Source organism: Streptomyces sp. NPDC030183 (assembly GCF_055573455.1).
Genome location: NZ_JBVIBK010000025.1, coordinates 63045 through 75650, shown reverse-complemented (window position 1 = coordinate 75650; position 12606 = coordinate 63045). Strand labels below are relative to the sequence as shown.

The 12606-nt window shown below is 69.5% G+C and carries 11 protein-coding genes and 2 pseudogenes; 9 read left to right on the top strand and 4 right to left on the bottom strand.

Annotation, left to right across the window (positions count from 1 at the left end; all coding sequences use genetic code 11):
- Position 1: 1 nt before the first annotated feature.
- From ACZ4Z2_RS28090 to ACZ4Z2_RS28080, 3 genes are all read left to right on the top strand, one after another.
- The gene (locus tag ACZ4Z2_RS28090; RefSeq protein WP_468079675.1) at positions 2-1210 is read left to right on the top strand and encodes an MFS transporter; all 1209 of its coding nucleotides are present in this window, start codon (positions 2-4) and stop codon (positions 1208-1210) included.
- 190 nt (positions 1211-1400) lie between these two features.
- A complete protein-coding gene (locus tag ACZ4Z2_RS28085) occupies positions 1401-1700 on the top strand; it encodes a hypothetical protein (protein ID WP_468079673.1) in 300 nt (99 codons plus the stop codon).
- Between the two features lie 144 nt (positions 1701-1844).
- Positions 1845-2519: a LysE family translocator gene (locus ACZ4Z2_RS28080; RefSeq protein ID WP_468079671.1), complete on the top strand. Its 675-nt coding sequence runs from the start codon at positions 1845-1847 to the stop codon at positions 2517-2519.
- Between the two features lie 57 nt (positions 2520-2576).
- Here the strand turns inward: ACZ4Z2_RS28080 and ACZ4Z2_RS28075 are convergent.
- From ACZ4Z2_RS28075 to ACZ4Z2_RS28065, 3 genes and pseudogenes are all read right to left on the bottom strand, one after another.
- Positions 2577-2648: pseudogene (locus ACZ4Z2_RS28075) on the bottom strand (DUF6207 family protein); the annotation flags it as partial.
- Between the two features lie 17 nt (positions 2649-2665).
- A complete protein-coding gene (locus ACZ4Z2_RS28070; protein WP_468079768.1) occupies positions 2666-3658 on the bottom strand; it encodes a hypothetical protein in 993 nt (330 codons plus the stop codon).
- Positions 3658-4278 carry an RNA polymerase sigma factor gene (locus tag ACZ4Z2_RS28065; RefSeq protein WP_468079670.1) on the bottom strand — a complete coding sequence of 207 codons (621 nt, stop codon included), beginning with the start codon at positions 4276-4278 and terminating at the stop codon, positions 3658-3660. The genes ACZ4Z2_RS28070 and ACZ4Z2_RS28065 overlap by 1 nt, the downstream gene beginning before the upstream one ends.
- 618 nt (positions 4279-4896) lie before the next feature.
- Between ACZ4Z2_RS28065 and ACZ4Z2_RS28060 the strand changes: the two genes are divergently transcribed.
- The 3 genes from ACZ4Z2_RS28060 to ACZ4Z2_RS28050 all read left to right on the top strand — a co-directional run bounded on the left by ACZ4Z2_RS28060 (position 4897) and on the right by ACZ4Z2_RS28050 (position 8697).
- Positions 4897-6918: a LodA/GoxA family CTQ-dependent oxidase gene (locus ACZ4Z2_RS28060; protein WP_468079668.1), complete on the top strand. Its 2022-nt coding sequence runs from the start codon at positions 4897-4899 to the stop codon at positions 6916-6918.
- A complete protein-coding gene (locus ACZ4Z2_RS28055) occupies positions 6915-8117 on the top strand; it encodes an NAD(P)/FAD-dependent oxidoreductase (protein ID WP_468079666.1) in 1203 nt (400 codons plus the stop codon). Before ACZ4Z2_RS28060 ends, ACZ4Z2_RS28055 begins: the two co-directional genes overlap by 4 nt.
- Before the next feature lie 100 nt (positions 8118-8217).
- Positions 8218-8697 (top strand): hypothetical protein, encoded by a 480-nt coding sequence (locus ACZ4Z2_RS28050; RefSeq protein ID WP_468079665.1) that lies wholly within the window; start codon positions 8218-8220, stop codon positions 8695-8697.
- A gap of 154 nt (positions 8698-8851) precedes the next feature.
- On the opposite strand, the pseudogene ACZ4Z2_RS28045 reads toward ACZ4Z2_RS28050, so the two are convergent.
- A pseudogene (locus ACZ4Z2_RS28045) lies at positions 8852-9781 on the bottom strand (AraC family transcriptional regulator); the annotation flags it as partial.
- Positions 9782-9896: 115 nt separating this feature from the next.
- Here ACZ4Z2_RS28045 and ACZ4Z2_RS28040 point away from each other — a divergent pair.
- The 3 genes from ACZ4Z2_RS28040 to ACZ4Z2_RS28030 all read left to right on the top strand — a co-directional run bounded on the left by ACZ4Z2_RS28040 (position 9897) and on the right by ACZ4Z2_RS28030 (position 12523).
- Complete coding sequence (locus ACZ4Z2_RS28040) at positions 9897-10574, top strand: NAD(P)H oxidoreductase (protein WP_468079663.1); 678 nt, start codon at positions 9897-9899, stop codon at positions 10572-10574.
- 244 nt (positions 10575-10818) lie between these two features.
- Entirely contained in the window at positions 10819-11598 is a 780-nt protein-coding gene (locus ACZ4Z2_RS28035) for a hypothetical protein (protein ID WP_468079661.1), read from the top strand.
- A 163-nt stretch (positions 11599-11761) separates the two neighbouring features.
- Positions 11762-12523, top strand: coding sequence for an SDR family NAD(P)-dependent oxidoreductase (locus ACZ4Z2_RS28030; protein WP_468079659.1), 762 nt, complete (start codon positions 11762-11764; stop codon positions 12521-12523).
- The last annotated feature ends 83 nt before the right edge of the window (positions 12524-12606 follow it).

The window sequence follows — 12606 nt, the reverse complement described above, 5'->3', positions numbered from 1 at the left end:
CGTGTTGCTCCTGGGCTCGACGCTGACGATCATGGCCGGGACGGTGATCGCCCCGGTCGTCAGCGTCATCCGCGGTGACCTGGGGGTCAGCGGCACTGCCGCCGGCCTCATCCTGACCGCCCACGGCCTGTCCCTCGCCGTCGTCAGCCCGCTCGTCGGCTGGGCGATCGACCGATGGGGGGTGCGCACGCCCCTCGCGGCCGGCCTCCTGTTGTACGGAGTGGCCGGCGGCGCGGGCCTGTTCGCGGACACGTACGCCACCCTGATCACCAGCCGCTTCCTGTTCGGCATCGGCGCGGCCGCCCTTTTCAGCGGCACCACGGTGGCTCTGCTGGCGCTCTACCAGGGCCCGGAGCGCGACAGGGTGGCGGGCTGGCGCGGCACCGCCATCAGCCTCGGCGGTATCGTCTGGCCGCTGGTGGGCGGCGCACTGGGCAGCCTCTCCTGGCACGGCCCGTTCGCGGTGTACCTGCTCGGCATCCCCCTCGGGATCGCGATGCTGGTCGTTCTGCCCAAGGTGCCGCCCGCACCCCGTGGCAAGGGCGTCAGTGCCATCACACTGATCCGCCGTCAGCCGATCCTGCTCACCCTCTACGGGCTGTCCCTGTTCAGCTCGTTCCTGCTGTACGTGCTGGCCGTGTTCCTCCCTCAGCGACTGACCGAGGTCGGTGTCGCCGACCCGTTCGTCATCTCCCTCGTCACCACGAGCACCTCGGTGTCGGGCAGTCTCATCGGTTTGTTCTATGCCGGCCTCAAGGGCCGCTTCGGCTACGTCAACCTGCTGCGGACGGCCCTGGCGCTGTGGGCCCTGGCACTGCTCGTCATCGGTATGTACGGTCACCCTGCCCTGCTGACCCTGGGCTCCGCGCTGTTCGGTCTGGGCAGCGGAGTCTCGGTCCCGGCGCTCGCCATGATGATCGGTGAGACCGCCCCGCCGGCCCTGCGCGGGCAGGTCATGTCCCTGTCCGGCACCGCCAACTTCATCGGCCAGTTCGTCGCCCCGCTGGTCGTGGGCCCGGTCATCGGCGCCACGTCGATCGGCACCGGCTTCCTCGTCGCCGCGGGCCTGGGCGCCGCCGCGCTCGTGCTCTCCCTCGCCATGCGCTCCGGTGACGGCGGCGCCGCCGCCGAGTCGGCAGGGCCGCCGTCACCGGAGGACCGGCCGAAGGCCGACCCGAAGACCCAGGGCCCCGTGCAGGACCACGCTTGACCAACACACGGGCACTGGTGCTCACTCGGGCCCTGGCCTGACCCTTTGCGTTGCTTCCCCCGCTAACCAGCGCCTGGCCTGGGCCTGTTGCTGTTCACCTCGAGAGCGTGCGTGCTCGGTGCAGGGAAACGGCCGGAATCGTTCCGACCTCGTCTGCCTGGCCAAGTCCATCAGCGGGTACCGGACGCTCATGGCCCCGACACTCATCCGCCCCGAGTACGACGTGTGGAAGCGGGGCGAGCACAACGGCACGCTCCGCGGGTACGACCCCGGGGTCCGCGCGCTGTCGCTGTTCTGGTCCGACCGTGCTCTGGAGAACCGGACCACCGCCCTGGGCGAGCAGGTGCGCCGCGCCCTCACCGAGACCGCCCGCCGGCGCGGGCTGGCCCGGGGTCTGCCCTTCGACCGTCCCGGTGCGGTCCGCGACGGGTGCGACGCGCGTACGGGGCCTTGGGATGTTCGACGAAGCCGTCGCCTCGGTAGGCGGTAGTCGGTAGGCGGGTAGGCGGGTAGGCGGACGCTCACGGCCTGAACGGGCCTCATCGGGTCAGGCCGGACGAGGCAGGTCAAGACCTGTCCATAACGAAACCCCTCGACGGCCGACGCGCCACGGGGCGAGCGAAGGGAACAGCGGATGTCGGCCGACTTGGCGGGTTTCCTAGGAGTCGTTCTGGTGGCCTACCTGGTCCCCGGCCCGGACTTCCTGGTGGTGGTGCGCTCGGCGGCCGAGCACCCCGCAAAGGGACGAGCCGCGGCGCTGGGCGCCCAGACCGGGCTGTGCGTGCACATGCTCGCCGCCGCCGCAGGACTGTCGCTGATCGCCGCCCGCTCTCCCGTGATTTACGACGCCATCAAACTGCTCGGCGCGGCCTACCTGGTCTACCTCGGAATCCGGGCGGTCCTGGCCGCCCGGCGGGCCGCCCGCGAGCGCCGCGCAGAGACAGCAGCGGCAGAAGGCCCGAAGGGGCTTACCGCCCCGCGGGCCTCGGCCCCGGACGAGCCGGCCCGCGCCCGGTGGCGGTCCGGCTTCACCGAGGGCTTCCTCACCAACGTGCTCAATCCCAAGGCGGCGTTGTTCTTCCTCAGCATCCTGCCGCAGTTCGTGCACGGCGGCGGCTCGACCGCGCGGCACATCTTCTTCCTCGGCATCCTCGACGTCCTCATCGGCGTCGTCTACTGGTTCGCCCTCGTCTCCGTCGCCGCACGGCTGCGCGCCTTCCTCACCCGGCCGAAGATCCGCCACCGCTGGGAGCTGACGACCGGTTGGCTGTTCATCGCCATCGGCGTCGGCGTCGCCGCGGCCTCCTGAGGCGGGGACCGGGCACACCGGCCAGGAGGGGGTCCGATGCCTCCCCCAGCAGCGCACCCGCACTCCGGGCTCACCCGTATCCTGCGTCGTCCGCTCCCCCGTCGCCGTTGCCCACCGCTCGGCGAGCAGTTACGCGCGCATGCGTTCTACGCATCGGCATGAACCACGAAGTCGCAACCCTCGGCCGCCACCACGAGGACTCCGTGTTCTTCACCGGATGGCAGTGAGGCGCGGCGCACTCGGGTTTCCCACTGCGCTGGCCACAAGGTCGTCGCATCCCAAAGAATTCCCTCCAGGGGCACGTCGTCCAGCTTGGCGTTGGTGAGGTCTGCTCCGACGAAGTCGTTGCTGGCCCGCTCGACTTCTGCGACGACCTTGACCAGCGCGTCGGCGTGCTCGCAGCTTTGGACGAGGTCGTCGATGAGGTCCTGGGCGACCACCTCGACTCCGAACAGATAGGCGCGTCCCGTCGTCACGAGGGCGGCGACAGAGGGAGCCAGTTCCTCATCCACGAGTTCCCGGATGCTGTGGAGCTCATCGGCGAGGCGCTCGGCCGGATCGGCGAGTGCGGACTCGACAGCGTCGAGATAGTCCAGGCCGGTGACCGCGGCCTGGGACCGGTGCGGGGCGGGCCGCCGGGACATGCCCTCGAGGTGCTCACGGAGGTGTTCCACCGCAGTGTCGGCGCGGCTCAGCGGTTGTGCGCTGTCGCCCGCGAGTGCACAGAGGTCCTGAACGATACGGACCGCGGTGCGCACCGCCTCTGCCAGATCGAGGGGCCAGTAGTTGCGGACCAGGCGAAGCGTCTCTTCGCGGTATTTCACCCGGATCGTTGCAGGGCGGCGTGCCAGGGGGCCCCGGGCGCCCAGTCGTGCTTGGAACGCGGAATCCCGCTGAGCGGCACAGGCGTCCTGGGACATACGGCGGCTGACGGCCGTCCCGGTGGCGCGGTGGGTCGCAGCCAGCAGACGGTCCAGTGCGAGGTCCGGGGTACGTAGTTCGGGCGGCCCGCCATGGGTGTTGAGGCGGTCGACCACGGCAATGCCCAGGCGGTGGTGCACAGTCGACAGCAGGGCGTCGAGGTGGTCGGGGCGGTCGCCGTCGTCCTTCCTTTCCGCTGCGCGGGGATCGCTGCCCATCACGCCTTCCTCCTCTCGTTGGTGAACCGGCCCTCCAACTGCAGGCCGCGCTTGAGTGCTGCTCTCGCGCGGGCCAGGTTCTGGCGGACAGCCGCCTGGGTGGTGCCCATGGCGCGTGCGCTTTCCTCCGTGGTGAAGCCGTCCAGGTGCCAGGCCATCGCGGCACGTTGCTTGGCGGGCAGCTGATGCAGCAGACAGATAACCCGCCGTTCCTCCTCCCCCAGCTCTGCCGCGTGGGCCGGGGTCTGCCAGCGCAGGCTGGGCTGCGGTTCAGGCAGGTCCGCACAGGTCTCTTCGAGTTTCACCTGCTGGCTCACCCAGGACCGCCAGGCCACCGTGCGCAGCCAGGCGCGAGGGTAGGTGATCGTGACTCCCGGGGCGCACATCTGGGTGAAGGCGTCCTGCGCGGCATCCTGGGCCTCGGTCCATGACGCTCCTTGCAGAAGCAGGAAGCGGACCAGGGCCGGGTACTGCTCGTCGTGCAGGGCCCCTGCGAGCTGGATGCCCGGCAGCGGGACGGCATCTGTCTCCAGCGGCTCGGCAAGGTGCAGATCAGTGCTGACGACCTCGTCCACGCTCCCCACCCCCGCTCCGGCCAGCGGGCTCCGCCTCGTGGCCATCACGGTGGGAGACGGGCGCAGCGGACCGCCCAGTCATGCAGCGGACCCGCTCTGTCTGCTCCGCCTCACTGATGCGCCTCAGCTCCACAGACACGTTCAACCGCTGTCGAGTGATCTTCCCAATGGCGTTGATGACGCTGACGGCCACGGTCACCACCGCTGCGGTGATCACAGGCTCCATTCCGCACCCTTCCCTTTCCTGATTCGGGCTTCCAACCCCACCCTCACGGACACGACGCACCTCAACAGTGGCTCGACGCACAGGAGTTGTGACAATGGCCTGGTCACGGGGCTGCCGCCGCGACGGGAAAGCATTCATGGGGACAGTGAGGCCACAGCACAACCTCGTGCCGTCGGACCGCATCCTTTTGAGCCGCGTCTTCACCAGCGCGGTGAGCTGATCAGACTGCGTTGCGGGGCTTGGCCGGCGATCTCTCCTGCTGCGACCACGCGTCTCCGGCCAGGTCGGAACGCGAAGACATAGGGCGCCAGTTGACAGGCAGTCAGCCATGATCGGGAGTCGATCAGTTCCCGCTCTGTGCGGCTGCCCGGCCGAAATCGCGGGGTTCTGCCGTGGCGACCACCTCCCGCCCGGCCCCCACAACGGAAGGTTCCTCGATGGACAGTCACATCGTGCAGGTGAAGATCCACCCTGCCATCGGTGTCGCCCGCGTCGGCAACAGCGTCGAAGCACCCTTCATCGGCCCGGAATCACCGGACCAGAAACCGGCGGACCCGGGCTCCTACAAGGACGGTTCCGGGGCGCTCCGGAGACAGGCCGCCCGGTTCCGTGTGTACGGCTACAACGCCGCGGGGGAGGTCGTACGAGAGCTGAAGCCGGGCGCGGAGGGTGTCACCGAGATCCAGTGGACGGTGCATCTGGCCAACAAGAAGGCCGCCTGGTACCAGTTCCATCTGGCGCTGGACATCCCCGAGGGCAAGACGCTCGCGGCAGAGCAGTACGCCCGGCGCAACGCCGACGTCGTGGGCGCCGAGAGGAAGAAGCTGGTCAACGATCCCGGAAGCCGCACGGTGAGCGGCTCCAAGACCGAGACGCAGAAGTTCGACACCGGCAAGATCATGGGCAAGGCGGTGTACCTCGGCGAGATCTCCACCCGTTCCGACGGCCGCTTGGTGGTGCTCGGCGGCCGGGGAAGCTCCGCCTCCTACAGCAACCAGCCGATCACCGGGGTCGCCAACAACAACACCTGGTACGACGATGTGTCCGACGGCCCGGTGACAGCGAAGGTCCGTATCGACGGCAGGGAACTGACCGCCGTCCCGGCCTGGGTGGTGGTGGGACCTCCGCACTACGCCCCCGGCGTGAAGTCCATCCGTACCCTCTACGACCTGCTCTTCGACGTCTTCGTCCAGGCCGGTACGCTGACCCGCCCGCAGCAGATCTCGTTCACTGATCACATCGAGCCGATACTGCGCCGATTCTGCGATCTGCAGTGGGTCAACCAGGGTTTCGCGACCCAGTTCGGCTGGAACGGCCCGAACTTCTTTCTCTCGCCGGCGATGCGCAAGAGGCTCGCCGATCCCTCCAACCGGAGCCGGGAACTGCGCCGCCAGACGTACGCCGCCCTGCGCGACTACGACCGGGACGGAAAGTCCCCGCTGCCGTGGCCGTGGCTCTACGGCGACGCCATGGCCAGCAAGCCCAAGTCCGTCCTCCAGCACCTGGCTCTGTCACCGACCCAGGACTGGATGCTGCAGCGCTGGGCGGACGGAAAGTTCCAGGCCGCACCCCTGCGGCAGCCCCGCCCCTCGGTCGACGACGCCCCTGCCGCCGAGCAGCCCGGCCTGCTGGACCGGGCGGCCCTGGAGAACTGCGCCGCCGACGCGTTCCACCCGGGATGCGAGGTCACCTGGCCGATCAGGCACGCGAGCATGTTCAGCGAACCCTTCCGCATCCGGCACCGCGCCCCCGGCACCGCTGAAGTCGACTTCGGGCCCACCCTCACTGCGCAGGAGGCGGTGGCCGACAACGGCCCACTGCACGCGCAGGGGCCCGGAGACCTCACTCGCTGGATGGCCGCCCCCTGGCAGGCGGACACCGCGAGCTGCCGCTCCGGCTACGAGGTGCTGGCCAACCTGGGGCCCCGGTACAGCCCCTACCTGCCGACCTTCTGGCCTGCCCAGGTACCCAACCATGTGCTCAAGCTGGAGGACTTCGAGAAGGTCAACACGCCGCCGACCGGGAACAACGACAGCGCGCGCGAGGAGGCGTTCGAGCGGAGGGCGACCTGGCTGCGCGGACTGAGCGGCACCATGAACCAGCAACGCACACAGATGATCAAGGACTGGCACAAACTCGGCATCGTCGAGGTGCGCGACTACACCGTGGGCGACGGGAAGTTCCCCGAGAAGATCCTGGTGGAGTCACACCCGGGACAACCGCTCGATCAGGCCCCGGACACGGCGAACCTCGTCAACCTGCAGGTGCCCGAGGCGGGCCCGCATGTGCTGGCCGCGGTGGCGGGCACCGGGCCCGAGGCAAGGCTCGCCCCCGAAGCCGTCGAGGCTCAGTCCGCGGCACGAGTGGTCGGCGCAGCCGCCAGGGCCACCGGCTACCGCGAGGAAGAGATCACCGCCGGATACCTCGAGAAACTCGACCCCTTCCGCGAGGCGCGATGAGCACCGCGCCCGCTTCCGGCACGGACACCTACGACGTCGTGGTGGCGGGCGGCGGCCCTGCCGGTTGTGCCGCCGCCCTCGTACTCGCCCGTGCCGGCCGCTCGGTTCTGCTGGCGGACGCCGGAACCGGGCCGCCCAAGGTCGGCGAGACACTCGTGCCCGCCGGGCGGGTTCTGCTCGGCGACCTCGGCGTCGCCGACCGCGTTCTCGACTCCGGACACCTGCCCTGCTACGGCACCCTTTCCGCATGGGGTTCGGCCGACCTGCACGCCGTGGACTTCATCAACGACCCCCACGGCCATGGCTGGCACCTCGACCGGCAGCTGTTCGATCGGCGTCTGCGCGATGCCTCCCGCGCGGCGGGCGCCGAGGTCACCGAAGGCTCGGCCGTACGCGAAACAGCGCGGACACCCGACGGCGGCTGGACTCTGGTCCTGCGCGGCGGCACAGGCACCACCGACAACCGGTCCGGCACCGGCACCACCGACAACCGGTCCGGCACCGGCACTGCCGACAACCGGTCCGGCACCGCGCGCACGGTGCGCTGCCGCTGGGTGATCGACGCCACCGGCCGCGCCGCCGCGATCGCGGTCCGGTGCGGAGCCCGGCGGCAGATCGGTGACCGGCTCACAGCCCTGTACCTGCCACTGGCGCCGGACCCGCTGGACACCGACCGCCGCTCACTCGTCGAGTCCGACGAGGACGGCTGGTGGTACACCGCCCCACAGCCCTCCGGCAGGCGCCTGGTCACCTACTTCACCGACGCCGACCTGCCCGCCGCTTCCCACACCGCACAGCACTTCAGCCGACGGATGTCGGCCACGCGCCATCTGTCCCGACACGTTCGCCAGGACCGGCCCCCATCCACCGCGCCCCGCCGGGCCGCCGCCCACACAGCGCACCTGGACCAGGTGTACGCAGACGGCTGGACCGCCGCCGGGGACGCCGCCGCCGCCTTCGACCCGCTCTCCTCCCAAGGCGTACTGACCGCCCTCTACACCGGACTCAGCGCGGGCCTGGCCGTCGACGCCCGCCTGAACCGAGGCCCCTCCGGCACCGACTCAGCCCTCATCGCCTACGCCGACAAGGTCGCCGCTACACGAAACGCCTACCTGCGCGGCCGTCGCGTCATCCACACCCAGGAGTCCCGCTGGACTGACCGCCCCTTCTGGACGCGACGTCAGGCCTACCCCGGATGAGCCCACCCGACGAACGGCATGCTGTCGGAGCGTGTTCCCAGCATGATCGACGTGAAAACGGGAGGCGGCACATGGGGTCAGGGCCGGCGGGAAGGGCGGCATGACCAACCCCCCTCTCGACGAGGAGCCCGCCGAGCATCTGCGCTTCGTCCAGTACCTTCACGCCATGGAGTCCGTCGGCGAGGCGGAGGAGGCCGACCTGGTGGCCGCGGTCCTGCGTGACCAGGACGCGACGATGGCGGACAGTGCGGTGGGCCGCCATCTGGACCGCCGGGCCGAGAACTTGTTGACCGATCCCCGGTTCGTCGCATGGACCCAGGCCATGGCCGAGGTGATCGCGGATCGCGACTTCCTCACCCTCCGCCTGCGTGAGTGGGATCTGCTCAGGACCATCGCCCTCGATGGCCCCTGGACTTCCGAGGAACTCATCGGAGCAACCGACTGGTTCCAGCGGCTGGTTGCCACCACGCAGGTTGTGGCCTCTCCCAAAGCCCTCAAGCTGCTGGCCGAAGACGGACGGACCCGCCGCATCCGAAACGCGGCCAGCCGTCAGCTACGACACCTGGACCAGCCCAACTGATGTTTCTACGGGCGCCAGGAGGTGAGTCGGGCAGCGGGCGCAGGTCACCCGCCTCGCGCGGCTCCGGTCAGCCGGCGCTGGCAGATGCGCGCGGTGATCGTGTCGCGCGCGCCCCGGAGCGCGCGGCTGCCTCGACGTGAGAAGGTCCGACAGCTGCGGCCCTCGTGGCGCGGTAGGTGCTCGGGCTGAGGCCCTTCAAACGTTTGAACGCGGCGCTGAAGCCGAACGCGTCGGCGTAGCCGACGGATCTGGCGATCTCGGCGATGCTGAGGTCGGTGTCGGACAGCAGCACCTCGGCCTCGTCCATGCGGCACTCGGTGAGGTAGGCGAGGGGTGGGCGGCCCATCAGTTGGGTGAAGCGCTTGGCGAACAGTGCCCGTGAGACACCGGCACGGGCGGCCAGGGAGGCCACGGTCCAGGCTTGGGCGGGCCGGTCGTGGAAGGACTGCAGGGCGGGTGCGAGAACCGGGTCGGCCAGGCCCCGGTACCAACTGGGCGCGTCGGCGCCCGCCTTGTCGAACCAGCTGCGCAATGTGCACACCAGGGCCCAGTCGAGGAGCCGGTCCATCAGCGCCTGCGAACCGGCCGAGTGCTGGGCGGCGTCGGCGGCGGCCGTCTCCAGCCAGTCACAGACCTCGGCGTCCTCCTTGACCACCAGGACGGGCGGCAGGGCACGCACGAGCCGCTCGTGGCGGTGGCCCGAGGCGCGGTAGGCGCCCACGATCAGCGCGGTCGCCTGTTGCCCGTCGGCGCCCCAGTTGATACCGCCCAGTTCCCGGGTGCTGCACCCCGCGCTCTCGGTGAAGCAGGCGATCTCGTAGGCGGCGTGGGGACTGTGCACGGTGGTGGGGTGGTCCACGAGGTGGAAGGGTTCGGGTCCCCGCACGATGGCGGTGTCGCCCGCGCTGATCGCCCGCTCCGTCGCGTCGGGCAGCAGCAGGGTGCCGCCGCCTCGCAGCACGCTGATCATGATGAGCGGCGCGGCGTCGGCGAAGCGGATGGTCCAGGGCGCGGAGAGCACGGCGTGACTGACGACCGAACCCTCGGCCCGGATGCCGCTCAGGAGCGAACTCAGAGGATCCACATCCTCATCGTAGACGCTCTCCTATGTTTCGGAGCGTATCTCCCATGGATCATCTACGACTTCGGGGCTGTACTGAAGTCGTTCATCCAACCGGCCGAGACCACCGGGAGATACCGTGACGCAGCACGACAGCCGTTCCACAGCCCTCGTCGTCGTCGCACACCACCGCACCGATTCCCTCACCGCGCACACGGCCCGGCGGGCCGCCGCCCGGCTCGAAGCCGCCGGCTACCGCGTCGACCTGCTCGACCTGCACGCCGAGGGGTTCGACCCTCGGATGAACGTGGCGGACCAGCCGGACTGGGGCGACCGGGAGAAGAGGTACTCGGACGAAGTGCACGCCCACATGCAGCGCATCCTCGACGCCGATGCCGTCGTCGCCGTCTTCCCGGTGTACTGGCAGAGCGTGCCCGCCATCCTCAAGGGCTGGATCGACCGCGTATGGAACTACGGGTTCGCCTACGGACGCAGCAAGCCCCGTCTCGCCGGCAAGCGCATCCTGTGGCTGGGTCTGGCCGGCGCCCCTGGCGACGATCCGGTCGTCGAAGGGATGCACGCCCTCCTGGAGAGCAACCTGAGCGAGGGCATTGCCGCTTACTGCGGTTTCTCCCACTCCACCGTCGGTCTGCTCACCGACGCGGAGGAGCGCCCTCAACGCCTCGATGCCGAAGGCAACCTCCTGGTCGGCGACGCGATCACCGGTGCCGAACGGGAGGCTCACTACGCGGACTTCGACCGCCGAGCGGGAGAGATCCTGGAGAAGTTCATCGCCCAGGAAGTTGTGGCGGCCTGACCGTGGCCCTCGGTGAGTCTGCGGGTCGGTGCGCCGTGCGCGCCGGCCCGCGTGTCCGGCACGCACGGCGGCGACCCCGACCGGGCGAGCACCCCGACGCGAGCCGTGACGGCTGAGCTGTCTGGGGTGTGTGGAGTGACAGTGCGCTCTGGGATGTGGCGTTGCTGACTTCTCGCACCGATCCAGTGCGGCAGTCGGCTCGACGGCAGTACAAACGGGCAGTCGGCGGCACAGAGGGGACGGCATGGACGCGGTCTGGCTTGGCGTGGTCATGGTGGTGACTTTGGGCCTGGGGGTCCTGTGGAGGCTGCACAGGTATCCCGGCGGTTGGGCCTTCGCGTTCAGCTTCAAGTACGAGAAGGACCGCGAGGCCCTGGCGAAGGCTCGCGACAAGGCGCGTGCGCTGTCCCGTGCCGCGGCTGCGGCGGAGTCCGCTGCGCTGGCCGGACTCACGTCGGCGGAGGCCGCCTACGAACGGAGGTTGCGTCAGCTGGAGCAGCAGATCGCGCGGCTGCGGAACCCCGGAACCGGTAAGCGGTTGGACGGCCTGGGCGAGCTCGTCTTGTTCGAGCACGTCCTCGTGGTGACGTCCGGCCCTCGAACGCGCTCGATCGAGTTGGCCGGTCTCGATGCCCGCTTCGACACGGGCCGAACGAACCACTCGATCTACCTCACCGACGTCACCGGGCGGGTACTCCGCGCGAAATTCCCTCACCTCCTTCCCTCGACGGATGACCAACAGCGATTCGACGAGGACGCGGTGCGCGACTTCACCGTGAACATCCAGAACGCCGTCGCGGAGGAGAACACCTTCCGTGCCAGGCTTCCGCGCCAGCTCGCCCAGGCCGAGCGTGCGCTGGAGGAGGCTCGTGCCGACACCCGGGCGCAGGAAGCAGCGCGCCAGGAACTCGACCGGGTGCGGCAGCACAACCGCCAGGACCCGCACCGCAAGGTCGCGGACTCTGAACTGGAGGAAGCTCTCGAGGAGTGGGAAACCCTCACGGGACGGGTACCGCCCAAGTAGCCGAAGTAACGGACGTTCCGGGAAAGGTGGCGACACCAGAGAGCGCCGAGGCCCTCTTCGCCTTGTCACGACCGACCTGATGGCCCACCCTCCACCGGCGAACCCTCATCTGGGGCGACCCGACATCGCAGACACGTGAGCTCGGCGAGGTAGGTTGTGCGCCATGAGTTCGATCCCCGAACGCGAGCGGTTCGCTGGGCGTCTCGCGGGCAAAGTCGTCGTTGTCACGGGAGCAGCCCGCGGGCAAGGGGCGGCCGAGGTTCGGGCGCTGACCCGTGCCGGTGCCACTGTGGTGGCCACCGACGCGCGTCCCGACGGCGAAGGATGCCGGCGGCTCGACATCAGCAGTGAGAGCGACTGGGACGAACTGGCCGCCGAACTGCGCGAGACGTACGGCCAAGTTCACGGGCTGGTCAACAACGCGGGGATCATCGAGAGGAAGCGGCTCGAGGACGTGCGCCCCGAGGACATGGCACATGTGCAGGCGGTGAACACCACCGGTCCGCTGTTGGGTATTCAGCGCCTGTCCCCGCTCATGCCGCCCGGCTCGTCGGTCGTGAACATCGGGTCGGCCACCGCACTCACCGGCTATTACCCCGTCGCCTACACGGCGAGCAAATGGGCCCTGCGTGCCGTGTCGAAGATAGCGGCCACGGAACTGGGGCCGAAGGGGATCCGCGTCAACACGGTGCTCCCCGGCTACATCGAGACCGAGATGACCGCTCAGGCCACGAAGGCTTTTCGTGACGCGACCATCAAAGAGACACCGCTGGGCAGGAGCGGGACGGTCGACGACATCGCACCGCTCGTGGTGTTCCTGCTGTCCGACGAGGCGTCCTTCATCAGCGGTGCGGAGATTCCCGTGGACGGGGGACTCACTGCGCACGGCGGCGTCAAGTCCATCTCGGACGCGCTGAGGCATTGAGCGATCCGTCGCTCCGACGGCTCGTCAGACGTAGGTCAGCTCAGCAGCAGGTCAGGTCAGGTCAGCGGCCGGTCGGTTGACGG

Bases quoted from the DNA above. Each gene is read 5' to 3' on its own strand.
- ACZ4Z2_RS28050 (WP_468079665.1), top strand. From the start codon at position 8,218: ATGACCAACCCCCCTCTCGACGAGGAGCCCGCCGAGCATCTGCGCTTC.
- ACZ4Z2_RS28085 (WP_468079673.1), top strand. From the start codon at position 1,401: ATGGCCCCGACACTCATCCGCCCCGAGTACGACGTGTGGAAGCGGGGC.
- ACZ4Z2_RS28080 (WP_468079671.1), top strand. From the start codon at position 1,845: ATGTCGGCCGACTTGGCGGGTTTCCTAGGAGTCGTTCTGGTGGCCTAC.
- ACZ4Z2_RS28030 (WP_468079659.1), top strand. From the start codon at position 11,762: ATGAGTTCGATCCCCGAACGCGAGCGGTTCGCTGGGCGTCTCGCGGGC.
- ACZ4Z2_RS28070 (WP_468079768.1), bottom strand. From the start codon at position 3,658: ATGGGCAGCGATCCCCGCGCAGCGGAAAGGAAGGACGACGGCGACCGC.
- ACZ4Z2_RS28035 (WP_468079661.1), top strand. From the start codon at position 10,819: ATGGACGCGGTCTGGCTTGGCGTGGTCATGGTGGTGACTTTGGGCCTG.
- ACZ4Z2_RS28065 (WP_468079670.1), bottom strand. From the start codon at position 4,278: ATGGCCACGAGGCGGAGCCCGCTGGCCGGAGCGGGGGTGGGGAGCGTG.
- ACZ4Z2_RS28055 (WP_468079666.1), top strand. From the start codon at position 6,915: ATGAGCACCGCGCCCGCTTCCGGCACGGACACCTACGACGTCGTGGTG.
- ACZ4Z2_RS28060 (WP_468079668.1), top strand. From the start codon at position 4,897: ATGGACAGTCACATCGTGCAGGTGAAGATCCACCCTGCCATCGGTGTC.